This is a genomic window from Acinetobacter sp. SwsAc6, assembly GCF_013391565.1.
GTDB classification, from domain to species: domain Bacteria; phylum Pseudomonadota; class Gammaproteobacteria; order Pseudomonadales; family Moraxellaceae; genus Acinetobacter; species Acinetobacter cumulans.
Map to the genome: position 1 here is coordinate 19180 of NZ_JACAXE010000008.1, position 25341 is coordinate 44520.

Sequence of the window (25341 nt, forward strand, 5' to 3'; positions counted from 1 at the left end):
ATGGTGAATATAGAAATGAAAAATTTTAAAGATAAAGTTGCAGCCATTACGGGTGCAGGCTCTGGCATTGGGCAGCAATTGGCATTGCAGCTGGCTGCGCAAGGCTGTCATTTAGCTTTGTCAGATATGAATGAACAAGGCTTGGCAGAAACTTTAGCCTTACTTAAGCAATATCCAGTTGAAGTCAGCTTGTCACGTGTAGATGTGGCCAATAAAGATCAGGTGTATGCATGGGCTGAAGAAAGCTTTCAGCGTTTTGGCCGTATCAATTTGATATTTAACAATGCAGGCGTTGCTTTGGCCAGCAGTGTAGAAGGTATGACTTACGATGAAATGGAGTGGATCTTCAATATCAATTTTTGGGGCGTGGTATATGGCACCAAAGCCTTTTTACCGTATTTAAAACAAAGCGGTGAAGGGCATATCATCAATACTTCAAGCCTCTTTGGCCTTACGGCGCAGCCAACACAGAGCGCATACAATGCAACAAAATTTGCGGTTCGCGGTTTTACCGAAGCGCTGAGACAAGAGCTGGATATTGAAGCTTGTAATGTGAGTGCAACTTGTGTGCATCCGGGCGGTATCCGTACCAATATCGCCAACAATGCTAAAATGAGTGACAGTATCCGCTCACTAGGCTTAAACCCTGAAAAGGCCAGCCGTTCATTTAATAAAGTTTTAAAAACACCGCCAGAAGACGCTGCCAAAGTGATTTTAAAAGCGGTTCAGCACAATCAGGCGCGTGTATTAATTGGTAATGATGCAAAAATATTAGATTTAATTCAGCGCATTGCGCCTACACGTTATGCGCAGGCTATGAATTATTTAACCCGCAAAAAAACCAAGCGCAAATAGCAATTCAATTTAAGATCAAAGATTATGATTAGACTGCTTTGAAAGCGGTCTTTTTTCTTCATTCATTTAAAGGAATCAAATCCAATTTTAAAAAATAATAGCACTGGAAAATAATCGTATATTGAAAGACTTAGAGTTAAATATTATTCATTAATTTATAATTTTAGCTTAAAGATTGAACTTTATAACTTAGTGGGATGTGAGCTTGGGATGCTCATATTATAGTTGGAGATGGTCTCTATGTTCTTGCCCCCAAACCGCCATTTGCACCATTAATTTTTCAAGCTTACGACCCGATTCCGTTAAATCATACATTGTCGTCATTCGGCCTGATTCGGGGTCAATACTTTCAATTTTATGTATTACATTATTTAGTTCTAATTCTTTCAGTTCTTTCGAAATCATCCTTGGCGTGATGCCTTGTAGCAGACGTTCAATTTCATTAAAACGTCGTGGTTGCTTAATCATAGTCGCCACAATAGCCAGTTTCCATTTACCATTGATCACATTCATGGCATTTTTCAGCGCCACAATAAACTTCACATTACATTGATCGGCTTCGCTCAAGGTATCCGCATCTTTGGTCATAAAATCACTCATAAACAAATCCTATCTTGCGCTCAATCTAAGAGGATTTCCCATAATAATCACTATACAACAGTATAGTGAACTTAAATTTTGCCTGCCGTATAACTTTATACAACGAAACAAGAAATATAGGACAGCAGATGATTTTAGTCACAGGTGCCACAGGAAACTTAGGACAAAGCGCCGTTAAACAATTACAGCAACATTTACCTTTAAATGAATTTTCTGTTTTGGCCAGAAGCCAAAACAAGGCACAGCAATATTTGAATCAAGGGATGAAAGTGATCTATGGCGATTTTGATCAGCCACAAACTTTAGAGGAAGCTTTTCGAGGCATAAAAAAACTGTTGCTGATTTCAACAATGGAGCAAAACCGATTTGAACAGCATAAAAATGTTATTGATGCTGCAAAAAAGCAGGCGTAAAACACATATTTTATACCAGCTTGGCAATTCAAAATATTGAAACTTCTGCGGTTAAAGATTTGATGATTAGTCATTTTCAAACCGAGGACTATCTTAAAGCGAGCGGTTTGAAATACACCATTTTGCGTAACAGCATGTACGCAGAAGCCATTCCGCAAATTATTGGTGAACAGGCGATTGCAACAGGTTTAGCTTTGGCAGGCGGAGCAGGCAAAGTGCCTTATGCATTACGTGCAGAATTTGGTGAAGCTGCTGCAAATGCATTAATGCAGGATGGGCATGAAAATAAAATCTACTCGCTGGTGGGTAGTCGTACGTACAGCTATCAGGATATTGCAGATTTGCTGTCAGAAATTTCAAAGCAAAAAGTGAATTATCAAAATTTAGATGATGCTAGTTATCGAGATATGTTGCATAGCATCGGTTTGCCAGACTTTATAGTTTATTTAACGCATGGCACGGTTGCAGACGTTATGCAACCAAGCAAATGGACGGGTGAAAAGCTCGATCAAGCCGATGTTGATTTAATATTAGAAGCTGCACGTTTAGCGCCAACTTCTGCTGGTTTACAGCCATATCATATTATTTCAATTAGCAATCAAGCACTGAAAGAGCAAATTTCACCTGTTGCGTTGAATCAACCGCAAATTACTCAGTCTTCACATCTATTGGTCTTTACTGCATGGGATAGCATTCCAGATGAACGAATTGACGAGCGTTATAATTCAATGAATACAGAGCGCAACTTACCGCTTGATACCACAATGGATGTGGTGCAAAACCTAAAAAATCTATTTGCTGGTTTTACTGAGGAGCAGCAATATCACCATACTGCAAAGCAAGCACATATTGGCTTTGGTGTGGCCATTGCAGCGGCTGCTGAATTGGGTATTGATGCAACGCCTATGGAGGGCTTTGATAAAGAAGGTTTAGATGAGTTACTAGGCTTAAAAGAAAAAGGACTTAAATCTGTTGTGCTATTGGCTTTAGGGCGCCGTAATCCTGAAAAAGACTGGTTACTCGGTTTGAAAAAATTCCGCATATCGCGTGATGAGTTTGTAACGGATATTCATTAAGTACAGTGGTAATAACAAAGCCCCATAGTGGGGCTTTGTTATTTGCTTCATTCATTTCTGCATTTGCCAAATATTGCTAAATACATATTTGTTAAATGTGGTAGCAACTTGTGACTGTCGCCTAAGCCTGATTTTTAAGTGTCATATTGAGCAGTTTATGATGAATAAACCGCAATTTATCCAATACCGGATTTGACAGCGTAAACGGATATGCATCATCTAAGCCCATGCTGCGGTTTAATGCATTTAAATTAAAAGTTAATGTCATCCAATGTTGTAGCAAAAGGTCAAAATCCTGCGCGCCAATTGGATTTTCTTTAAGTTCTAAATTGTTTAAATCTGATTTATTGGTTTTAACCACTAAGCCAGCATAGTAGGCTGTTTCTAAAGTATCCATCATGTGTAAATAATGTGCCCAAGTTTCTGCCCAATCTTCCCATGGATGCGTACTGGCATAAGAGCTTACATAAAAATCGGCCCAGTTTTGTGGTGCGCCATCGTTATAATGGCGTTTAAGCGCTTCGTTGTAATCTTGACGCTCATCACCAAATAGTTCACGGAATTCGTCTATTAACTCTGGGTGTAAGTGTTGCATTAAGTCAAAATAATAATGACCACTTTCATGGCGGAAATGTCCCAGAAGCGTACGGTAGTTTTCACCCATTTTGACCCGTGTTGTTTCACGGTAAATCACATCTGCTTCACTCGCATTGAGTGTAATCACACCTTGAGCGTGTCCGGTCATCACCGGGAAATCTGCTTGTGGCATCAAAAAATCAAATCTGAGACCAAAGCGATCGTTATCGGATCGTTTAGGGCGAGGCATGATATTTAAACGTTGCATTAAATATAAGAAACGACGTTTGGCATGTTCTAGACGTGCCCAATAGACAAGATGATCTGGATTGTCTAAGGAGGGAATGGTATGTGTAAGCAGGCAAGATTCACAGTAAATTTCACTACTTTCGGCAGGAATAACCCAGTTACAGACTTGATGGTGCTGATAGTTATAGCAAGGTTTGAAGCGTTTACCTGCAATAGATGGATTGAGTGCAAGCCAAAGTGTGTCGCTGTGCTTCGTAAAACCACACATTTCTTTTTCTGAGGCACTATAACCTAAGGTTGTTTTGCAATTTACGCAGTGCGAGTTGGCAAAAAACACCTGATTGCCACAAGTAGTACATGCAAAATACTTCATAAATAACAGCCGTCCTCATGATATGACCTAAAGCGAAGTACAAGCGATCTACTTGATATTTTTACATAATCAAAAGTGTACGACAGCAGTATTTTGTCAGCTTAGCGTGAACAGCAAGCTAAAAAATTGACGGGATTTACTCTAGCTGTATTCCGATACTATTTACTTGCCTGAAATCATGCACAGCTTTGGCAGTATGCACAGCAAAAATGTTAACTAAGCCCTAAGTTTGCGCATACGCATTAAAACTGCGCAATTATTCATCAATTAAAGACAAAAAACAGCCATTACAAGAATAAAAAACTTGGCATGTATTCTGCATTTAATCGGGTATTACGAAAAATAATTTTGGTAATACCAAAAGGAGCAGCGCATGAAAAATACGTATCTACGCTTAATGATCAAAATACTGCCGTTATTCAAGCAATTTATGGTGGAACTGTTCAGTGCACGTGCAGGGTTATATATCAAGCAAAATCAGGCTGATAAAGGATAAGGTAATGCCTAAACAAAAGCTGGCACGTATCAGCATTACTGTGCCACAAAATACGGTAGATGCTTTAGATCAAAAGATTGTGGATCAGCATTATGAAAGCCGTTCACAAGCCATTGTAGACATGATCAATAAGCATTTGATTGCAGATCAAGAGCAACGCAATGAAGTAATGGTTGGCACATTTACCTTGCTGTATGACGCCAGTGTTACGGCGCTACGTATTCAGCTTTTGGATTTACAGCAGCAGTTTTTAGAGCAAGTGGTGAGTTCGCTGCATATTCAGCTGGATGATCATAAAATTTTAGAAGTCATGATTTTGCAAGGTCTAAGCACTGAGCTAAAAGCCATTAGTCAACATTTTATTGCCTTAAAAGGTGTTACCAAAGGGCATCTGGAATTGATGAATGCAGTTATGCCGCCAATTCCGCAAAACGAAAAATAATAAAGGAGTTTAAAAATGGGCCAATTCAATCATTCACATAGCAAAGCAGGCACGCTAACCCTACAGGAAAATCAGCAAAGCAACGGGAGTGCCAAACCTAATGCATTTAAAGGCGCAAATGACCTAGCAAAATTGGGTCATTCACAATTTACACAACCGTTTTTAAGTACCAATACAAAATTTAACTGCAATGCAATTGGGGCAATCACACTATGATGAAAACAGCTTTTTTATCGACGTCTATACTGAGCGTCATACTACTTGCGGGTTGTGATAACACGGCGAAAGTGCCAGAACCACAAAATAAAACCGAAACAACTGCTGTCACAAAGCCCATTACGATTGGCTACAGTGATTGGCCTGGCTTTGTTGCTTGGCAAGTTGCGATTGAAAAAGGTTGGCTCAAAGAAGCTGGTGTAAATGTAGATTTTAAATGGTTTGATTATTCAGCCTCACTGTCAGCTTTTGCTGCCAACCAGTTGGATGCTGTTTTGGTGACCAATGGAGATAACTTAGTCACAGGCTCGGGTGGTACCAAAGGCGTTATGATTATGGCGACAGATTATTCTGCTGGAAATGATGTCATTATTGCAAAACCTGGTATTGAGTCGATTGCTGATCTGAAAGGCAAAAGCGTAGCAACTGAAAAAGGCTTGGTCGATCATTTGCTTTTAGCCACAGCTTTAGAAGATGCCAAGGTTAAGGCATCTGATATTAAATTGATCAATACTATGACCAATGAATTACCTCAAGTATTCGCCAGTCCAGATATTGCAGCCATTGCAGTATGGCAACCTGTTGCAAATCAGGCATTGAAAGCAGTTGCGGGTTCAAAAATCATCTACAGCTCTAAAGATAAGCCCGGCCTGATTTATGACACTTTGACGGTCAATATGACGCATTTATCTGCCAACAAAGAAGAATGGAAAAAAATCATTCAAGTATGGGATAAAACAGTTAAATATATTAATGATCCAGCAACACATGCAGATGCAGTTAAAATTATGTCCACCCGTGTAGGTGTAGAACCTGCACAATATGAACAATTTATTGGTGGTACACATTTATTAGATTTAGATGCCAATAAAAAAGTATTTACCAAAGGTGAAGGCTTTGACTCCTTGTACGGGTCGAGCTATCACGTAAATAAATTCAATGTTACCAATGGCATTTATAAAACTGAAATGGATGTAGATGGCTCGATTTATCCAGCCTTGGTGCAAGAGCTAAAATAATTGCATTTTGGATCTGATATTTAAGTATTTTCTATTCAAAGCTCTACAGATGTAGGGCTTTTGATTATTTTTGAAATGGTGAGCTTATACGACTAGTTCTAAATATAAAAATTTGACTCTAAAATGATATAGGCCCGTACATTACTCAAAATGTATATTGATTTAAAGCCTTTAGTTAAATTATAAAAAAGTAATATGAATAGTTGTGAGCATAGAACTATAATAGCGAGCTTCTAAATATTTCTATTTTATTTTACTGTTTTATGTCTTTGCTCTCTTCCTATTTTCAGCAAAACCAGTTTTGTATTTTGGTGGAATATCTCACGTCGTTGAATGAGATTTTTCCAGTAAAAAAGCAATTCGCAGGCTATCCCGCCGTAATGACTTTAGCTGACCGTGTGCATTCAGATCATGATACGTCACCGCTTGAAGCCAGTAAATTGTATCCACAAGACCTAGAAAAAGTATTGCATTTTGCTGGTAAAGGCAGAGATATTCATGATTTTGAAAACTTTTTAAAGCAAGCACGAAAGGCAGATATTCAAAATTTACTCTTACTGACAGGTGATAAGTTAAAAGAGCACAGCAACGGAGAAAACGGCACAGCGCGTAGCCGATATTTAGAGTCGGTCAATGCGGTCATGGCTGCCAAAAAAGCAGGCGGTTTTTGTATTGGTGTTGCCTTTAATCCGTTCAAATATACCGAAGCTGAACGTGATGCACAGTATTTAAAACTGCATAAAAAAATAAAAGCTGGCGCAGACTTTATTATTACCCAATTGGGCTACGACATTCAGGCGCTCAAGCAAGCAAAGGCATTTTTAACACAGCATCACTATAGTCAAAAAATTCTTGCCTGCGTAATGCCACTTAGTTTGGCGCGGGCTAAATTTATGCTGAAGAATCAAGTGGCAGGTATAGTTATTACGCCATATATGCTCAAGGTTTTAGAGGAAGAAAAACAAGCAGGGCTTTCAGAACGGGTGTATTTGCGCTGTGCTTTGCAGATACTCATCTGTAAACAATTAGGTTTTGCGGGTGTTGATTTATCTGCATGCCATAAACCTGCAGAGCAGGCACTGCTGGAAAGCTATATAGAGCAATATCGACATTTAAATTTGGATGCACTTGAGAAATTGTGGAATGAACTTTGGCAGATACACACTGGCGCAGAGTTTCAGCCTGAATTGAGCTATTTTTCCCGTCCGCCATCATCCAGACAGCTTTTTAAATATCATCAATTGCATTTAATGCATGATGCGTTGTTTGATTCAAAGCTTGGCAAAGGTGTAGGGCGTTTTATTTTTAAAGCGCAAATTTGGCAAAAAGCCACGGCTGCAAAAACTTTGTTAAAAACTGAATACATCAGTAAACATGGTGTTGTAGGCTGTGAAAGCTGTGGACAATGCCGTTTGGGCGATACTTTGTATATTTGCCCAGAAACATGCCCCAAAGGCCTCGCCAATGGGCCATGTGGTGGCACAAGTTTAGACCGCTGTGAATTTGGTGACCGCGAATGCATTCATTCTGTGAAAGCGCGCCTTGCCAAAGCAGTGCAGCAAACACAAGTATTGAAAGAAAAGCTGATACCCACTGTACCTATTGAGGTTCGTGGCACTAGTTCTTGGAAAAATTGGTATTTAGCGGCAGAAGCTTAATAACTGATGTTACGCACTGAGTATGGATTTAATTTACCAATGACGAAAATATAGGCTTGCTCTTTGGAGTCTTACATCAAAAGTTTAAATTTAGGGAATAGCCACTGCGTCTTGCGCTTCGTTAAAGCCTTGCTTTAACTTGCTCAGGCTCGAAGTACTTTTGTTTCGGCAAAATGAGCAGTGAAACTGCGCAAGGAAACCATCTTGCGGAGCGTTACTCCTCACCGACAGAACTCGTTCACTTTCATCAAAATAACCAATAAATCACAGAAACCTTATCAATTAGATGTAGTCCTGTCTCAAACAATTGCGGATGACGTTTTCGTGTATCAATTTTTATTACAAAGTTTAAAATTTATAAATGTTACTGCGTAACATCAATTCATAAAAGGAATTAATCTCCTTCATCCATCGCATTGGAATAAAACTTCACCCCTAATTTGATTCGGTCACGGCCTTGGCTCATGCGCCAGCGATTGGTATCGCGCAGTGAATAGACGCAGCCACAGTATTACTGCTGATAAAATTCTTCTTTCTTACTGATTTCCAGCATGCGTACAGCGCCGCCATTTTTACGCCAGTTATAGTCCCAATATGTAATTCCGTCATAATGTGAAGCCGAACGATGCCCGCAGTCATTAATCTGCTGCATGTTTTTCCAGCGTGAAATTCCCAGTGAACTGCTGATCAGGCTAAAGCCATGTTCTGCTGCATATAATGCTGTACGTTCAAAGCGCATATCAAAACACATGGTACAGCGGATACCTTTTTCAGGCTCATTTTCCATGCCTTTGGCACGTTCAAACCAGTTGTCTGTGTCGTAATCACAGTCGATAAACGGAATATTGTGTTTTTCTGCAAAGCGGATATTTTCCTCTTTACGGATTTCATATTCTTTGACTGGATGAATATTTGGATTGTAAAAAAAGATCGAAAATTCAATACTAGATTCAATTAAAGTTTCCATGACTTCGCCAGAACAGGGTGCACAGCAAGAATGCAATAAAAGCTTGTCATGACCTGTTGGGAGCATCAGTTTCTGACGGTCAAGTTTGTTTGACATAATCATAAGCTATAAATATAAACTTTATATTTTAGCGATTCATGGAAATATCAAATTTCGAATATGCTGATTTTTTCTAAGTTTGAGCTGAGACAGATTCAGTACAGAGACTTAAAATTGAAACAGATTTGAAGATGCATTTATTTTATTTCGCATTAATCTGCTGATTCCATTCAATCTGAAAATCATGTGCCAATTGGTCTAATTGAGTTGCTTTAAGGTTTTTAATCAGCACTTCTTGCGCTTCAAAAAAGGCATGATCAAGCGCCCGATTGACCACCAGTTCTACCAAGCAATCTGGCTGCATATTTTCATTGCCAATCGCAAAAATTGAAGGTTCACCGACAGCAAGGTAAATGTCATACAGCGAAATGTCATGCAAAGGTTTAATCAAACTCCAGCCGCCACCAGGGCCTTTCTCAGAATCAACAAATCCATGCTTTTTTAATCCTGACATGGTTCTACGCACTACAACTGGATTTGTTTCCAGCATTTCAGCGATTTGCTCGGAAGTAAAAGGCTTGTTTTCACGTGCCATGTGCAACAGAACATGTAGCATTCTTGAAAGTTTACTGTCTTTACGCATGAGGAAATAGATGATTAGGGCAATTGATAGATTGTAACATTAAAAGTTTCTTATAAACATGTTAAGTGATATAGTAACTTTCAAAGTTACATATAGGCATTATGAATATGAATTATGAAGTTGTGATTATTGGTGGTAGTTATGCAGGACTTTCTGCTGCTTTACCTTTAGCACGTGCGCGCCGCCGTATTTTAATTATTGATGCTGGGCAACGTCGTAATCGTTTTGCTGAACATTCACATAATTTTTTGACGCAAGATGGCCGATCACCTAGTGCTATTGCAGAAGAAGCCAAAGCACAATTAGAAAAGTATTCCACGATTTCATGGCTTGCTGAAACGGTTACTGATGTAAAAGTGCTTGATGGAAAATATTTAATTGTTGCAGGTAATCAGCACATTCAGGCTGAAAAAATGATTATTGCCACTGGCGTACGTGACGAATTGCCTCAAGTGAATGGTTTGGCTGAACGTTGGGGGCAATCTATTTATCACTGCCCATATTGTGATGGCTATGAACTGAACTTAGGTGAAATTGGCATGTTGGCTTCGGGTATGCATTCATTGCACATGGCGTTGATGTTGCCAGATTGGGGAAATACTACTTTATTTTTAAATGATGCAATTGCTGTAGATCAATTGGATGATGAGTTATTAGCGAAGCTTTCTAAACGTCAAATTCAGATCGAAACGCGTAAAATTGACCATATTGAAGGTCATTGTGACGTTGTAATGGCAGATGGTGAACGAATTCAATTGAATGGTTTATTTGTTTCAACCGTTACTCGTCTGCAATCGAACTGGATTCATCATTTAGGTTTAGAGATAGACTGCAATGAATATGGCGAGGCCATTAAAACTTCGCCTGCAAAAGAAACAAATGTTAAAGGAATTTATGCTTGCGGTGATGTCACACGTTCAGGCGGTTCAGTTGCTTTATCCGTGGGTGATGGAGCAATGACAGGGATTGTCGTGCATAAATCTTTTATTTTTTAAAGTATTGGCATAGCAATTTACAAATATAGGGCAAGTATCTAAATGATAAATTTGGATACTTGGACCTAAATATAAGAAATGAAAATCCAGTTAATAATTTGATCTTTTCTCAGTTTAAGCTGAGTTTAATTCACTTAGAATAATAAATAGCCACATTCTAAAAGTGGACATTCTTATCAATCAGCTTCATTTTTACATCAAAAAATCAGCAGAATGCTGATATGAATATGCATTTAATAAAATCATAAAGTGTTGTTTATACTTATATTAATTTGAGATTATTCTATGGGTTAGTCAGTTTTAAAATGCGCGCATTGACCTAAATTGAAATAGATTCATCCTATAAAATTACCAAACATGAATTTCACTCACTTTGTATTGAGGTTAAATCATTTTTATTCATCTTAAGATTCACGTATAAATTACTCCATACAGAAATTTTGATTATTTTAATTTTAGGGTCGTGAATCTCCATGAGTAATAAATTTGCATGTTCAATCAAACGAATCCGCTTTGATGAAAACTATAAACCAGCTGACAATACACGTCTAACAACGAACTTTGCTAACTTGGCGCGCGGCGAGCACCGTGAAGAAAATTTACGCCGTACCTTGGCAATGATTAATAACCGCTTCAACACTTTGGCCAGCTGTGATAACCCAAATGCGGATCGTTATTCACTTGAAATTGACATTATTTCTGCTGAACTCGATGTAGAAGGCAATGGTCAAACTTTCCCGTTTATTGAAACTTTAAAAAGCACCATCATCGACCATAAAACCAATGAACGCATTGAAGGCATGATCGGCAACAGTTTTTCATCGTATGTACGTGACTATGACTTCAGTGTGGTATTACCGGCACTCGGCTGCAAGTTCAATGAAAAACCTGAAGATTTTGGCGATTTACATGGCAAGCTGTATCAACATTTGATCAATTCAGACGTATTCAAAGCTGAATTTAAAAAACAGCCTGTCATCTGTTTAAGTGTTTCGACGACAAAAACCTATTACCGTACTGCAAATGTGCATCCGATCTTAGGTGTGGAATATACCAATGATGACTATTCACGTACCGATGATTATTTTGCAAAAATGGGCTTAAGCGTTCGTTACTTCAAACCTGAAAATGCGACTGCGCCATTGGCATTTTATTCAGCAAATAACTTGCTCAGCGACTATACAGATTTCGAACTGATCAGCGCGATCAGCACCATGGAAAGTTTCCAAAAAATCTACCGTCCTGAAATTTACAATACCAATGCGACAGCAGGTTTAGTTTATCAACCAAGCTTAAGCTTTGGCGATTACTCATTAACCCGTATTGTGTATGACCGTGTTGAACGTGGTCAGTTGGCGGTTAAACAGGGCAAATGGACGGAAGAAAACTTTATCCAGCCATATAAAGACATTCTGAATGAGTGGGCGGCTAATTTCAGTATTGAAAATGCAGACGCAGCTTAATTTTAAATCACGCAAATAGATGAAACACGGGTGAGTTAAAACACTCGTTTTAAAGAAAATAGAGATAGAAGATCGAATATGGCCATTTTACTCCCAACTTCAACTGCTGGTAGCTTACCTAAACCATCTTGGCTGGCTGAACCTGAAAAACTGTGGTCAGCATGGAAACTTGAAGGTGAAGGATTATTAGATGCAAAACGTGATGCGTTGAAATTATCTTTGCATGAACAAATCCATGCAGGCATTGATATTGTCAGCGATGGCGAACAAACCCGTCAGCATTTTGTGACCACATTTATTGAACATCTTGAAGGGGTAGATTTCGAAAAGCGTGAAACGATGCGTATTCGTAATCGTTACGATGCAAGTGTCCCGTCTGTGGTGGGCGAAGTATCGCGTAAGAAAGCAGTGTTTGTTGATGATGCAAAATTCCTACGCAGCCAAACCAATCAGCCGATCAAATGGGCACTGCCTGGCCCAATGACGATGATTGATACTTTGTATGATGGTCACTACAAAAGCCGTGAAAAATTGGCTTGGGAATTTGCTAAAATCCTGAATCAAGAAGCGTTAGAGCTTGAAGCGGCAGGCGTAGATATCATTCAATTTGATGAGCCTGCGTTTAACGTATTTTTTGATGAAGTCAATGACTGGGGTATTGCGACCTTAGAGCGTGCGCTTGAAGGTTTGAAATGTGAAACTGCTGTTCACATTTGCTATGGTTATGGCATCAAAGCCAATACCGATTGGAAACAGACTTTGGGTAATGAATGGCGCCAATACGAAGAATCATTCCCGAAACTGCAGCAATCTAAGCTCGATATTATCTCGCTTGAATGCCAAAACTCTCGTGTACCGATGGATTTAATCGAACTGATTCGCGGTAAAAAAGTGATGGTTGGCGCAATTGATGTAGCAACCAATCAGGTTGAAACAGCAGAAGAAGTAGCTAATACATTACGCAAAGCATTGCAGTTTGTAGATGCCGACAAGCTATATCCTTCAACAAACTGCGGTATGGCGCCTTTACCTCGCCAAGTGGCGCAAGGCAAACTAAATGCGTTAAGCGCAGGCGCTGCCATTATTCGCCAAGAATTGACCGCATAAATTCGAGCTGACTCAATTTCATGTAAGGGCAATAAGGAAATTAAATTTGCTATTGCCCAAACCTGAGAAAGAGATAAGCCATATAGACCATTGAGATTGAAGAGATGATTGAAGCAACTGATTTTAGAAATGCAATGTCTTTATTGACGACTGCAGTCAACGTGATTACGACTGAGGGTGAAGCAGGCATGCATGGATTTACAGCATCAGCAGTATGCAGTGTGACAGATACACCGCCAACTTTGCTGGTTTGTATGAATCAATCATCTCGTTCTCATGCGCATTTTCTTGAAAATAAAGTTCTGTCTGTTAATGTTTTAGGCGCACAGCATGAGCAAATTTCCAATGCTTTTGCTTCAAGCAAATTCAATTCGGAAGAGCGTTTTAAATTGGGTTCTTGGACCACATTAGAAACAGGTTCACCAATACTCAAAGATGCTTTGGTCAGTTTTGACTGTCAGATTGAACAGATTCAAGAAGTGGGTACGCACAGCGTGTTTATGTGCCGTGTGGTCGCAATCAAGCAAAGTCAGCAGGAGGAAAGCTTGGTGTATTTCAACCGTGCTTATCATGCTGTGGGTCAAGTGGAGTTGGCTTAATCACTTCGTGATTTATTTTTAATCAATATTAGATTTCTTGCCAAAGTCAAAAAACATTCAGAATGTGATTTTAAATGAGTAACTAAAAGTTGCTTCTCCCTTTGTGATGAGGAGCATGTTCCTCATCCTTTAAAAAAGAGAGGGAACATTCATTATTCACCAAATGATAGTACATATTTGATTTATATAAGATTTCTCTTCATTTTAAATCGGTATATTGTGGAACTCATTACTTTCTTAATTATTGGTGCATTTGCTGGTTTTGCTGCAGGGCTGTTTGGTGTCGGTGGTGGCACCATCATTGTGCCTTTGCTCTATATTGTTTTTAGCCAAATGGGCTATAGCCCTGATGTGATTATGCATTTGGCGCTTGGTACATCTTTGGCTACGATTGTTGTGACATCGATCAGCTCCTTGATGGCGCACAATAAAAATGGCGCTGTGATTTGGCCTGTATTTAAAAATTTAGCTCCGCCAATGGCGATTGGCTGTTTTGCAGGCGCGGGCATTGCAGGCTGGCTGTCAGGTTTGCATCTGCAAATGATTGTCGGTGTGTTTTTACTTTGGGTGGCTTATAACATGTTTATGGGTGCAAAAAAGCCAGTCGATCCCAACAAAACACTGCCATCTACAGGCAAGCAAATTGTGGCGGGTTCGGGTATTGGCGTTGCATCTGCCATCTTCGGTATTGGTGGTGGCAGTATTACAGTGCCGTATTTAACGGCAAATGGCGTGGTGATGCAAAAAGCAGTCGGGACGTCTGCCGCTTGCGGTTTACCTATTGCCATTGCTGGTGCATTAGGCTTTATGTTTTTTGGTATGCAACAGCAAGTTGAAATTCCAAATACCATTGGCTTTATTCATATTTATGCCTTTTTGGGCATTAGTGTGATGAGTTTCTTTACGGCTAAATATGGCGCGAAAACTGCGCATGCGCTTTCACCAGCAGTACTGAAAAAATGTTTCGCGGTGCTGTTGTGTATTGTTGGATGCTTTTTTCTAGTGAAAGGCATTTTATAGAAGCCGACTGATCACAGTTAATTCATTCGAAACGTATGCTCTAGTGTGCAACAGCAAGCGAGAGCATTTTTATCTATAGCAATTTAAGTCTTTAAAATTTCAAAGATATTATTTAAAAATTACATTTCAAAACTGACATCTCAAAGCTCTGTGCTTTTAGAAAAAACATTGATAATCACAATGCCCAATAAAATAAAGGCCAAACCAATCATGGCAGGTAGGTCTAAATTTTGTTTAAACACAACCCAGCCCACGCATGAAATAAGCACAATGCCTGCAGCGGACCACATGGCGTAGGCCAATCCCATAGGAATCGATTTAAAGGTCAAACCTAAAAAAAAGAGCGCAATGGCATAGCCCAATACGGTAAAAATAATCGGCACAAGTTCAGTAAAGCCATTACTGGCTTTTAAGGCGGATGTAGCAATCACTTCGGCAATGATTGCAATGAGCAAATATATAAACGACATTGATTTCCTATAGACATTCTATTGCATGGTGCATGAGATGCTGTTTTTCATTTCGTAACCAATCTGTACTTTCTGTCGTGGTATCAGTGTGATGCTGAAATGCATAATGTGGAACATAAATATCCACCTCAAATATCAGCTGTATTGCTTGACCGTTAATAATTAGGTTTTGCTTTAAATGTGTTTCATCAATAAATTCAAAATGATCAAAATTAAGTGATTGATCTTGCTGAGAGGAAGTCGTTGTATAGTACTTATGCAGACCATCTACAGCGATGGATACTTCAAAGCTTTCAATCACCTTTTCATATATAGTAGGTGCAGATGATATGTTGATGCTGGCAACTGTTTGCTGATCTGTAGGTAAACGGCTCAGTGCGAAGGCCACATGCTTATCACAAATAATTAAACCGCCATCCATCGGCAATGGTTGATGACTTTCTACATCGAGGGCTGACTTCAAACGCAGGCCTAAAAATAGCCCTTCATGAACTTGCTGACGCCAGTCTTCGACATACGCATTGCTTGGAGAGAATTCTAAAATACAGTTGCCAATCGCATGCAACTTGGCAGGCTCTGGCCATTGCACATGATTTTGATAATTTGAGTGTGCTTCAACATCCCAAGACAATAATTGCTGTTCAGCATCCCAAAGAGTGTTGCCAATCCAGCCTTGACGTTCATTCACTGGCGTATTTTCACGGCTTTTAAAACGTAGATCGATGGTGAAACTACGAGACTGAAACCAATACACAATGGTTTTTTCATCCGTTAATCCATTCGAAAAACTAATGCTTTTACGGCGAAAAGCACCATATAAATAGTCTGGAATAGGACCTGAAACCTCTTGGCTGGCTGGAAGCTGTGCTAAAGCCTGAAATAGATTCATGCGCTTGCTCCTTGTGCTTCTGTATTTTCATCCATACCAAATGATGACAATGGCACAGCATTTCTTAGACTCAGCTCTCCTGAAGCGATACGTTTTTTGAGATAACTAAAGGTTTGCGCGGTTTGATTAAATAAATGTTCGCCACCAATTAGGGGCTGATATTTGGGCGCTTCAGTAGAATGTACAGGCTCAATGATCGTGTCGTAATTACAGGCACAGAACAGAGGGAAAGAGTAGCGCTCTTCAGAGACTTTTTTAACACGGTGCTTGGTGGCCAAATATTTGCCATTCGACAAAATTTCCATCATGTCGCCAATATTCATCACCAAAGTATTTTCAATCAATGGAATATCCATCCATTCACCTTGTTTATTGAGTACCTGTAAACCCGGTGCCGTCGGCAAGAGCAGTGTAAAACATTCATAGTCTGTATGTGCGCCAATACCTTCAGCATCTTTCACTTCAGGGTTATACGGGTAATGGATTAAACGCAGTTGACTGGTCGCATGGGTAATTTTGCGATCAAAAAAATGCTCATCTACATTCAATGCTAAAGCAAAGGCCTGAAAAATCTGCTCGCTAATATTGCGTAAATGGCAATAATAATCACTGACCGTACTTTTAAATGTGGCATCATCTGGCCATAACGTAGGGCCCAGCAAGGGAAATGCCGTCGTTTCGCCGTGGTAATCATAATTAACGTCATAGGCTTCTTTTAAGTCGTAGCTGTTACCTGCAAATTGTTCTTCACCAATTGGCACATAGCCACTGTGATTTTTCGACAGTCCAATATAGTGTTGCATTTTACTGGCGGTATCTTGTTGGAAATAGCGCTTTGCCACCTGAATCAGTGATGTAGCAAAATCAAAATTGAACTGATCACCTTTTAAATATAGAAAACCAACATCTTTACAGGCTTGATCTAGTGCCTTGGCTACTTCTAAACGTTCTGACAATTCCGTGCTTTGCATTTTTGAAATATCAACAAGTGGCAAAACATAAGATTCATTCATCTTCAATTCCTATAATGTTGGCCGTCCAACGCTGTAGTACATCATTTAGGCCGTCCTAAAGATGAAGAGGGATTAATCCAGTTATTTTTGCGTACTGACTTGGGTCATACGCGGAATTTTCGGTAGGTTTTCCATCGCTGGGTCGAGCTCGTCTTCCTGCGCATGCACCAAGAAATCCACCCGTTCGCGCAGTTGTTTAAATTCAGGACTCAGCATGAGTTCAGGATTACGAGGACGGGGTAAATCGACCTCAATTATTTCTTTAATTTCACCAGGATTGGCTTTGAGCGCCACAATACGATCCGCTAATAAAATGGCTTCATCCATGTCGTGGGTCACAAAAATGATGGTGATATCAATGTTTTGCCAAAGATCCATTAAATGTTTTTGCATTTTTTGACGGGTATGCGGGTCAAGCGCGCCAAACGGTTCATCCATCAATAATATTTTTGGTTCATTGACCAATGCGCGGGCAATAGCAACGCGCTGTTTCATTCCGCCAGACAGCTGATGCGGGTACTGATCTTGGTATTTTTCTAGACCAATAATATCAATCCATTCGCGGGCGTTGGATTCAGCCGAGGCATTGCTGGCACCTTTCATTAAAGGGCCAAACATCACATTTTCTTTGACCGTTTTCCATGGAAAAAGCGTGTAGCCTTGAAACACCATGCCACGCTCAGGGCTTGGTCCTTCAATGACTTGGCCATCGATCAGCAATTCACCGCTACTGTAAGGGTCAAGTCCAGCCACAATTCGGCTAAAGGTCGATTTACCGCAACCCGATGGGCCAATCACGCAGATAAATTCACGTTTATGAATCTTTAAATCCAACTGATTTAAAATAGTGCGCTCAGTCTTGCCGTGTTTAAAACTTTGTGTAAGTTTTTTTGCTTCTAAAATGACAGGGCGTGCATAAATTGCATCGAAATAAGTGGTGGCATTAAACTCTGTGCTGTTCATTATTTTGCTCCTGCTTTCCATTTAAATAGACGTTGACCGAGTTTCATTAGCACCACATCGCACACCAAACCAATCACTCCAATGATGAGGATCGCGGCATAGACATTGTCAAAGTTTTGGTAACGCGCTTGTTGAGTAATAAACCACGTAATCCCAGAGGTTGTGCCAATCAGTTCAGATACGATCAGATAAGTCCAAGCCCAGCCCAACAATACACGTAAATCGCGGTAAATGTCGGGAAGCGCCGCTGGAATCACCACATGAAATAAGCTTTTTAATTTATTGGTACCTAGCGTAAAACCTGCTTCAATCAGGCCACGGTCTACCATCCGTGTGGTATTCGCAATAATTAGAATTTGCTGAAATAGCGTACCAATCACAATAATGGCGATTTTAGGTGCATCATTAATGCCTAAAATCGCAACGGCTAAGGCACCAAAAGCAGGAGCGGGCAAGTAGCGGAAAAACTCAACAAAGGGTTCTGTCAGTTGAGATATTTTTTGAGAAAAACCGCAAAGAATACCCAGCGGAATACCGATGAGAGAGGCGATAAAAAAAGCGCTGAACACAATTTTAATACTGTGCCATAAGCTTTGATGAAACCATGGGGCATCTGGTTGGGCTGGCGGGGTAATAAAGGCTGTGACCAGCGCTTTTGCCACTTCATGCGGTGCAGGTAGATAGATTGGATTGACCAGTTTACCTTGCGGTGGTTCTGCACCTGCATTGACCGCAGATTGCGCTTCGGCATAAAACACCGCTTTGTCTACACGGCTATCGACTTGCAAATACGACACACTGCCAGACTGAGTAATTTGCACCTGTGGATGCCATAAAAATGGCAAATAACTCACTGCACACCAAATAAGCACAGGAATTAAAAATGATCCGAAGCCGAGCAATAGCTTGCTTTTCGGACTGAGCTCTCTTGCGACATAACCCATACTGACCAAGCCCCAATATTACTTTTTTAATAAAACGTAATACTATTAAGCAATTTGAATGCCAAACACGTGTATGGCGTGATTTATTGGACTTAAGCCAAGTTAGATAGGCTATAAACAGCAAAAAGCCTGCAAAAGAAGCAGGCAATATTAGTTTTTTTGATCGATACTGATGCCAAAATGTCTTTTTATGGCGCAACCAATTGCAAAAACAGTTTTTTCATTCCTTCACTCGCGCCTGCTTTAATCAATTGATACTGCTCAGGTACGCGTTGATAGTCTGCTTTCGGATCGATATAAAATGCACGGCAGTTGGCAGGGATTTCGTGAATCAATCCTGCCACAGGATAGACAGCCAGACTTGTGCCAATCACAATAAAAATATCTGCTGTTTGCACACTCACACTGGCATCTTCATAGGCAGGAACTGCTTCGCCAAACCAAACCACATGTGGACGTAAAGGATATCCATCAGGGCATTTGTCGATGTCTAAGTTTAAATCTGCACATTCAATGGGAAACAATTCCTGCGTATATTGCGCCTGAGGGCCAGAGCTTTTTGCGTAACGAATATTGCCATGCAGATGTAGTACATTGTGACTACCTGCACGTTCATGTAGATCATCAATATTTTGTGTAATGACTTGAACATCAAAAAAATCATCGAGTTCAGCAATTAATTTATGCGCTGCATTTGGCTCTGCGGCTAAAATATGTTTACGGCGTTCATTATAAAATCGCTGTACTAAAGCTGGATCGCGTGCCCAAGCTTCAGGTGTGGCCACATCTTCAATACGATGCTGTTCCCAAAGACCATCACTGTCACGGAAGGTATTGATGCCGCTTTCTGCGCTCATGCCAGCACCTGAAAACACCACAATTTTTTGCATAGATATTTAGCCTTATATTTTAATTGATGAGTCCAATGCGTACGGTTGCATGTATTGAATGGATGATTCAGCGAATTTACTGTACTCAAAATATAGCGACTACTTCAACTTAGCTGATTCAATTCTTGTAGCACCCAATCGACAAATTTTTGTATTTGCGGTGAACTGTCTTGGCTCGAGTGGACTAAATAATATTTTCGGCTACCGTGCAGTTTTTTATTTGATGCAATCACCAATTCTTTTTTTCTCAGTTCTGCTTCGATCAGCATTTGTGGAATCAGTGCCATACCCATGCCATGACTGGCTGCTACAGAAAGCATAGAAAATAGTTCATGTCGCTGACCATCAAATGGTTTGGGATGCTGAAGCTGATGGGCTTGAAACCATTCTTGCCAAATACTTGGACGGGTGGTTTGCTGTATAAGGGCAATTGAAGTAACTCTTCATCGCTTAAATTAAAACTGTGATCATCCGTCATTTCCGCATGTGGAAAGTTGTTTTCAATCAATTTGGGGGAACAAACGGGAACCACTTCTTCATCCATTAAATAATGTGCTTGAATGCCCGGCCAATGCTCAATTTGCTGTTGCGTTCCTGCAAAAATCGCCGCGTCAAAGACATTTTCATTAAACAAAAAAGGTTTGGTACTGGTTTCCAAATGCACTGTAATTTCAGGATGTTGCGCATTTAATTTATGTAATTTTGGCAACAGCCAACGTGTGGCAAAGGTTGGCACAACGCCCAGCTTTAAAGTACCGCCCAAGCCTTTGTGCGTCATGATATCTGAGGTGCTTTTTTCGATGCCTTGCAAAAATGGTTTAATACTTTTTGCATATTGCTTGCCTGCTTCTGTGAGATCTACACCGTGACGTGTTCGGCTAAATAGCATTACACCTAAATATTCTTCAAGCTGTTGAATTTGGCGCGACACGGCACTTTGCGTAATAAATAACTCTTGAGAAGCATGCGTATAACTTGCGTGTTTCGCAGCAGATTCAAAGCAAATTAAGCTTTGCAATGACGGAATATTGCGCCGCATAGATAAAGTCCTTTTTATCGATAGGTATCACAAAATGGCATATAAGAATGATTTTCATATACCACTATAGTCTATAAATAAAACAATCCATCGCTTAAATCAGTGGCTAAAGTGCTTAACGCACTGTGGGTCAAGTTCAGGTATGCGAAAGGTGCATATCTACATGCAAATTAATCGTTTGAATGAATCACTTTTCACACATAGCATCAAATAAAACAACGAAAACCCGAAAAAGCAGAGGATGCGATGAATCAAATGGTCAATGTAAAAAAAGCAAAAGTACAATTTAACTGGCAAGACCCATTTCTTTTGGAACAGCAATTAACAGAAGAAGAACGCATGATCCGTGATACTGCACATGCTTATTGCCAAGAGCGTTTGCAACCACGTGTACTCGAACAATTTCGTCATGAAAAAACAGACGTTTCAATTTTCCGTGAAATGGGTGAACTGGGCTTACTTGGCCCAACCATTCCAGAGCAATACGGCGGCGCAGGTTTAAACTATGTTAGCTATGGACTAGTTGCACGTGAAATTGAATATGTTGATTCTGGCTACCGTTCAATGGCCAGCGTGCAAAGTTCTTTGGTGATGGTGCCGATTAATGAATTTGGCTCGGAAGAGCAAAAACAAAAATACCTGCCAAAACTGGCAACGGGTGAATACATTGGCTGCTTCGGCCTGACTGAACCTGATCATGGCTCTGACCCAGGCAGCATGATTACGCGTGCAAAAAAAGTGGATGGTGGCTACCGTCTAACGGGCGCAAAAATGTGGATTACCAACAGCCCAATTGCCGATGTTTTTGTGGTTTGGGCGAAAGAGGTTTCGGCTGAAGGCAATGTGGGTGACATTCGCGGTTTTATTTTGGAAAAAGGCTGGGATGGTCTATCTGCTCCAGCAATTCACGGTAAAGTTGGCTTACGTGCCTCGATTACCGGTGAAATTGTCATGGACAATGTCTTTGTCCCTGAAGAAAACGCTTTTCCAGAAGTACGTGGTTTAAAAGGTCCATTTACCTGCCTAAATAGTGCACGTTATGGTATCGCTTGGGGTGCAATGGGCGCAGCTGAGTTCTGTTGGCATACAGCACACCAATACACCATGGACCGTAAACAGTTTGGCCGACCTTTTAAACGTAACAACTGTGGCAAGGCTTTAGATATTGCCCGTGTAGCGCGTGACATGATGGGCGGAAATGGCATTTCTGATGAGTTTGGTGTTGCCCGCCATTTGGTTAACCTCGAAGTCGTCAACACTTATGAAGGAACGCATGATGTACATGCGCTGATCCTTGGTCGTGCGCAAACAGGCATCGCGTCTTTTTGTAACTAATTGAATTATATATTCATAAGGTGCTCTACATAGAGTGCCTTAGAGACTTTTTGTGCAAAAATAAACTTAATCAATAAAGGATTCATCGTGAAACACTCTTGTAACTCTGTGCAATAGCCTGAGCAGTGATGAAATAAAAAGAATAAAAAAGGCAAATGTGCAGACATAGGAATGCCGATGACTCATTTGGGAAAATGAGGAACAAGGAAATGAATAACGAAATGCAAAACGGAGAAGGAACGCTCAAATTGCCTTCTAACGTGGGCACGATGCATCGTATTACCAGCAACACTTGGAAAATGGCCTTTATTTTTGCCTTTATTTCTTTGGTGATTGATGGTGTAGACATTATGTTGCTGTCATTCAGCCTCACCAGTTTAAAGGCTGAGTTTGGTTTAAGTACATTTCAAGCAGGAATGCTTGGTAGCTCTTCTTTAGCAGGGATGGCGCTGGGTGGTATTTCTGGTGGATGGGCCTGCGATAAATTCGGCCGTGTGAAAACTATTGCTTGGTCGGTAGTATTTTTCTCAATCATGACCTGTATTTTAGGCTTTACCCAAAGCTATGAACAATTTTTAATTTTACGTTTTATTGGCGCATTTGGTTTGGGCTCACTTTATATGGCGTGTAATACGCTGATGGCAGAATATGTACCAACCAAATACCGCACAACAGTACTCGGGACTTTGCAAACGGGTCAAACCGTGGGGTATATCGTTGCAACGCTGATGGCGGGTGCCATTATTCCAGATCATGGCTGGCGCATGCTATTTTATGTCACCATTATTCCTGCTGCTTTTGCTCTTATCTTTATGCGTTTTGTTCCTGAACCAAAATCTTGGCAGGAAGCAAAAATTGAGCAGCTAAAACGCCGTGAATTAAAACTTGAGCCTGTACAGCAACATGCTGCAGCCACTCAAAACGCGCCTTCTGAAAGTATTTACAAACGTATTTTTGGCCATACCAATCATCGCAAAATGTTCTTCCTTTGGATGTCGACCGCTGCATTTCTACAATTCGGTTATTACGGTGTTAACAACTGGATGCCGACGTATTTAGAAACCGAACTCAGCATGAACTTTAAAGCCATGACTGGCTATATGGTAGGTGCATATACCGCCATGATTCTGGGCAAAATTTTAGCAGGCTATGCTGCTGATAAGTTCGGACGTCGTATTACCTTTGTGTTTGGTACGGTAGCCACGGCAGCCTTCTTACCAATCATCATTTTCTATAACACACCAGCCAATATCGCCTATTTACTCGTAACTTTCGGTTTCTTATACGGTATTCCATACGGGGTAAATGCAACTTATATGGCAGAAAGTTTCTCTACGGATGTACGCGGTACAGCTATTGGTGGGGCTTACAATATGGGACGTTTGGGCGCAGCCATTGCACCAGCAACCATTGGTATGATTGCCGCTGGCGGATCGTTCACCATGGCCTTTATTGTAATGGGAGCTGCGTACTTTATTGCAGGTGTTATTCCTGGCTTGTTTATCCGTGAACGCCAATATGACCCGCAGCAAGCATCGTTTTCTTCAGATGCGGAAAAAGAAAAACTGACCAGTTTAAGTTTAGATACACATGCTGCTGATGCAGCGCAAAAAACTAATGCAAAAACTGCAACAGCAAAATAAATAAAAAGATCTGTGCCATAGCTCAATACTATGGCACATCTGGAGTGAACTATGGGTGCATTAAAAGGAATTCGAGTATTAGACTTAAGCCGTGTTTTGGCGGGTCCTTGGTGCGGTCAAATATTGGCTGATTTAGGTGCAGAGGTAATCAAAATTGAGCGTCCTAAAGTCGGGGATGATACCCGTATGTGGGGACCACCTTGGATGCCAAATCAGCAAGGTCAAGCGACGAGAGAATCAGGCTATTACCAATGTGCGAACCGTAATAAATATTCTGTAGCCATTGATATTGCTAGTGAAGAAGGGCAAGCCCTAGTCCGTGAAATTGCTAAAACGGCAGATGTCGTGATTGAAAACTACAAAGCAGGCTCACTTGCCAAATATGGTTTGGACTATGCATCGCTTAGTGCGCTAAATCCAAATATCGTATATTGCTCAATTACAGGTTTTGGTCAGGATGGGCCTCGCGCAGAAGAACCAGGCTATGACTTTATTATTCAAGGCATGTCAGGTCTGATGAGTATTACTGGTGAAGCTGATGATATGATGGGTGGCGGAGCACAAAAGGTGGGGGTCGCTGTGGTCGATATTCAAACGGGATTGTACTCAACCATTGCTATTCAGGCGGCATTGTTGGCGCGGCAGCATACTGGACGTGGTCAATATATCGATATGTCTTTACTCGATGTACAGGTGGCGACTTTAGCCAATCAAGGTATGAACTATTTGACCTCAGGTAAAGCACCTAAGCGTATGGGAAATAATCACCCGAATATTGTGCCGTATCAAACTTTTAAAGCCAAAGATAAGGAATTTATTATTGCCTGTGGTAATGACAAACAATTTAAAGACTTGTGTATTGCGATTGGCTATACAGAACTGCTAGATCAGCCGAACTATTTACGTAATCAAGATCGAGTGAAACACCGTGAAGAATTAATTCCATTATTGAGTGCTTATTTTCTCACTCAAGATGCTCAAGTTTGGGTTGATGCGATTCATGCGGTAAAAGTGCCAGTGGGTGTAATCAACTCTGTAGAAGACGCATTAAATGAACCGCAAATTCAACATCGTCAAATGGTGGTAAATATTCCACATGCTTTAAATCATGATTTTAAAGTGATTGGATCACCGATGAAATTATCTGATACACCAGTGGAATACCGTCATGCACCACCACAGTTAGGGCAGCACACGACAGAAATTTTGTCCCAATTTAGAACTGAATCTGAATTAAATGAATTGGCCGCACAAGGTATCATTGATCAACTCAATCATCCTGTAGCTTAATATCTCCTCATTTAATCTTGAAATATATGGGCTTTAAAAGTATCGCTAGAATTAAAATT

General features: G+C 40.4%; 23 protein-coding genes and 3 pseudogenes. 15 read left to right on the forward strand and 11 right to left on the reverse strand.

Annotated elements, in window-relative coordinates:
* Positions 1 to 15 precede the first annotated feature (15 nt).
* Positions 16 to 855 (forward strand): SDR family oxidoreductase, encoded by an 840-nt coding sequence (locus tag HYG93_RS07765; protein WP_106984415.1) that lies wholly within the window; start codon positions 16 to 18, stop codon positions 853 to 855.
* 219 nt (positions 856 to 1074) lie between these two features.
* Here the strand turns inward: HYG93_RS07765 and HYG93_RS07770 are convergent, their stop codons facing one another.
* Positions 1075 to 1455, reverse strand: coding sequence for a helix-turn-helix domain-containing protein (locus HYG93_RS07770; protein WP_202981942.1), 381 nt, complete (start codon positions 1453 to 1455; stop codon positions 1075 to 1077).
* 97 nt (positions 1456 to 1552) lie between these two features.
* Between HYG93_RS07770 and HYG93_RS19635 the strand changes: the two are divergent.
* Positions 1553 to 2941: pseudogene (locus HYG93_RS19635) on the forward strand (NAD(P)H-binding protein); the annotation flags it as partial.
* 124 nt (positions 2942 to 3065) lie between these two features.
* Here HYG93_RS19635 and HYG93_RS07785 read toward each other — a convergent pair.
* Positions 3066 to 4142 carry a putative zinc-binding metallopeptidase gene (locus tag HYG93_RS07785; RefSeq protein WP_106984412.1) on the reverse strand — a complete coding sequence of 359 codons (1077 nt, stop codon included), beginning with the start codon at positions 4140 to 4142 and terminating at the stop codon, positions 3066 to 3068.
* 373 nt (positions 4143 to 4515) lie between these two features.
* Between HYG93_RS07785 and HYG93_RS19370 the strand changes: the two genes are divergently transcribed.
* The 5 genes from HYG93_RS19370 to HYG93_RS07805 all read left to right on the forward strand — a co-directional run bounded on the left by HYG93_RS19370 (position 4516) and on the right by HYG93_RS07805 (position 7973).
* Positions 4516 to 4638 carry a hypothetical protein gene (locus HYG93_RS19370; RefSeq protein ID WP_227865904.1) on the forward strand — a complete coding sequence of 41 codons (123 nt, stop codon included), beginning with the start codon at positions 4516 to 4518 and terminating at the stop codon, positions 4636 to 4638.
* A 4-nt stretch (positions 4639 to 4642) separates the two neighbouring features.
* Positions 4643 to 5080, forward strand: coding sequence for a CopG family ribbon-helix-helix protein (locus HYG93_RS07790; protein WP_106984411.1), 438 nt, complete (start codon positions 4643 to 4645; stop codon positions 5078 to 5080).
* A gap of 15 nt (positions 5081 to 5095) precedes the next feature.
* Positions 5096 to 5296: a hypothetical protein gene (locus tag HYG93_RS07795; protein ID WP_106984410.1), complete on the forward strand. Its 201-nt coding sequence runs from the start codon at positions 5096 to 5098 to the stop codon at positions 5294 to 5296.
* The gene (locus HYG93_RS07800; RefSeq protein WP_106984409.1) at positions 5293 to 6315 is read left to right on the forward strand and encodes an ABC transporter substrate-binding protein; all 1023 of its coding nucleotides are present in this window, start codon (positions 5293 to 5295) and stop codon (positions 6313 to 6315) included. The genes HYG93_RS07795 and HYG93_RS07800 overlap by 4 nt, the downstream gene beginning before the upstream one ends.
* Before the next feature lie 263 nt (positions 6316 to 6578).
* Positions 6579 to 7973 (forward strand): methylenetetrahydrofolate reductase C-terminal domain-containing protein, encoded by a 1395-nt coding sequence (locus HYG93_RS07805; RefSeq protein ID WP_106984408.1) that lies wholly within the window; start codon positions 6579 to 6581, stop codon positions 7971 to 7973.
* 394 nt (positions 7974 to 8367) lie between these two features.
* Here the strand turns inward: HYG93_RS07805 and HYG93_RS07810 are convergent.
* A pseudogene (locus HYG93_RS07810) lies at positions 8368 to 9036 on the reverse strand (epoxyqueuosine reductase QueH).
* A 145-nt stretch (positions 9037 to 9181) separates the two neighbouring features.
* Positions 9182 to 9622: an Rrf2 family transcriptional regulator gene (locus tag HYG93_RS07815; protein WP_120365589.1), complete on the reverse strand. Its 441-nt coding sequence runs from the start codon at positions 9620 to 9622 to the stop codon at positions 9182 to 9184.
* A 107-nt stretch (positions 9623 to 9729) separates the two neighbouring features.
* On the opposite strand from HYG93_RS07815, the gene HYG93_RS07820 reads away from it, so the two are divergent.
* The 5 genes from HYG93_RS07820 to HYG93_RS07840 all read left to right on the forward strand — a co-directional run bounded on the left by HYG93_RS07820 (position 9730) and on the right by HYG93_RS07840 (position 14806).
* Complete coding sequence (locus HYG93_RS07820) at positions 9730 to 10617, forward strand: NAD(P)/FAD-dependent oxidoreductase (RefSeq protein ID WP_178962267.1); 888 nt, start codon at positions 9730 to 9732, stop codon at positions 10615 to 10617.
* Positions 10618 to 11090: 473 nt separating this feature from the next.
* On the forward strand, positions 11091 to 12080 hold the full coding sequence (locus HYG93_RS07825; protein WP_120363698.1) for a putative oxygenase MesX: 990 nt from the start codon (positions 11091 to 11093) through the stop codon (positions 12078 to 12080).
* A 78-nt stretch (positions 12081 to 12158) separates the two neighbouring features.
* A complete protein-coding gene (locus HYG93_RS07830) occupies positions 12159 to 13187 on the forward strand; it encodes a methionine synthase (protein WP_178962268.1) in 1029 nt (342 codons plus the stop codon).
* 104 nt (positions 13188 to 13291) lie between these two features.
* Positions 13292 to 13786 (forward strand): flavin reductase, encoded by a 495-nt coding sequence (locus HYG93_RS07835; protein WP_111884696.1) that lies wholly within the window; start codon positions 13292 to 13294, stop codon positions 13784 to 13786.
* A 219-nt stretch (positions 13787 to 14005) separates the two neighbouring features.
* Positions 14006 to 14806, forward strand: a complete 801-nt coding sequence (locus HYG93_RS07840) for a sulfite exporter TauE/SafE family protein (RefSeq protein ID WP_078193778.1) — start codon at positions 14006 to 14008, stop codon at positions 14804 to 14806.
* Positions 14807 to 14946: 140 nt separating this feature from the next.
* On the opposite strand, the gene HYG93_RS07845 is transcribed toward HYG93_RS07840, so the two are convergent.
* From HYG93_RS07845 to HYG93_RS07875, 7 genes and pseudogenes are all read right to left on the reverse strand, one after another.
* Positions 14947 to 15276 (reverse strand): multidrug efflux SMR transporter, encoded by a 330-nt coding sequence (locus HYG93_RS07845; protein ID WP_117007380.1) that lies wholly within the window; start codon positions 15274 to 15276, stop codon positions 14947 to 14949.
* A gap of 7 nt (positions 15277 to 15283) precedes the next feature.
* Positions 15284 to 16165, reverse strand: a complete 882-nt coding sequence (locus tag HYG93_RS07850; protein ID WP_178962270.1) for a hypothetical protein — start codon at positions 16163 to 16165, stop codon at positions 15284 to 15286.
* Complete coding sequence (locus tag HYG93_RS07855) at positions 16162 to 17178, reverse strand: isopenicillin N synthase family oxygenase (protein ID WP_178962272.1); 1017 nt, start codon at positions 17176 to 17178, stop codon at positions 16162 to 16164. Before HYG93_RS07855 ends, HYG93_RS07850 begins: the two co-directional genes overlap by 4 nt.
* Positions 17179 to 17259: 81 nt before the next feature.
* The gene (locus tag HYG93_RS07860; RefSeq protein WP_106984398.1) at positions 17260 to 18141 is read right to left on the reverse strand and encodes an ABC transporter ATP-binding protein; all 882 of its coding nucleotides are present in this window, start codon (positions 18139 to 18141) and stop codon (positions 17260 to 17262) included.
* Positions 18141 to 19085, reverse strand: a complete 945-nt coding sequence (locus HYG93_RS07865; protein WP_106984397.1) for an ABC transporter permease — start codon at positions 19083 to 19085, stop codon at positions 18141 to 18143. Before HYG93_RS07865 ends, HYG93_RS07860 begins: the two co-directional genes overlap by 1 nt.
* A 188-nt stretch (positions 19086 to 19273) precedes the next feature.
* Positions 19274 to 19975: a Sir2 family NAD-dependent protein deacetylase gene (locus HYG93_RS07870; RefSeq protein WP_106984396.1), complete on the reverse strand. Its 702-nt coding sequence runs from the start codon at positions 19973 to 19975 to the stop codon at positions 19274 to 19276.
* Between the two features lie 104 nt (positions 19976 to 20079).
* A pseudogene (locus tag HYG93_RS07875) lies at positions 20080 to 21014 on the reverse strand (LysR substrate-binding domain-containing protein).
* A gap of 246 nt (positions 21015 to 21260) precedes the next feature.
* Between HYG93_RS07875 and HYG93_RS07880 the strand changes: the two are divergent.
* The 3 genes from HYG93_RS07880 to HYG93_RS07890 all read left to right on the forward strand — a co-directional run bounded on the left by HYG93_RS07880 (position 21261) and on the right by HYG93_RS07890 (position 25282).
* Positions 21261 to 22349 (forward strand): acyl-CoA dehydrogenase, encoded by a 1089-nt coding sequence (locus HYG93_RS07880; protein WP_178962274.1) that lies wholly within the window; start codon positions 21261 to 21263, stop codon positions 22347 to 22349.
* 209 nt (positions 22350 to 22558) lie between these two features.
* Positions 22559 to 23992: an MFS transporter gene (locus HYG93_RS07885; protein WP_178962276.1), complete on the forward strand. Its 1434-nt coding sequence runs from the start codon at positions 22559 to 22561 to the stop codon at positions 23990 to 23992.
* 51 nt (positions 23993 to 24043) lie between these two features.
* Positions 24044 to 25282 carry a CaiB/BaiF CoA-transferase family protein gene (locus HYG93_RS07890; RefSeq protein WP_178962278.1) on the forward strand — a complete coding sequence of 413 codons (1239 nt, stop codon included), beginning with the start codon at positions 24044 to 24046 and terminating at the stop codon, positions 25280 to 25282.
* Positions 25283 to 25341 lie beyond the last annotated feature (59 nt).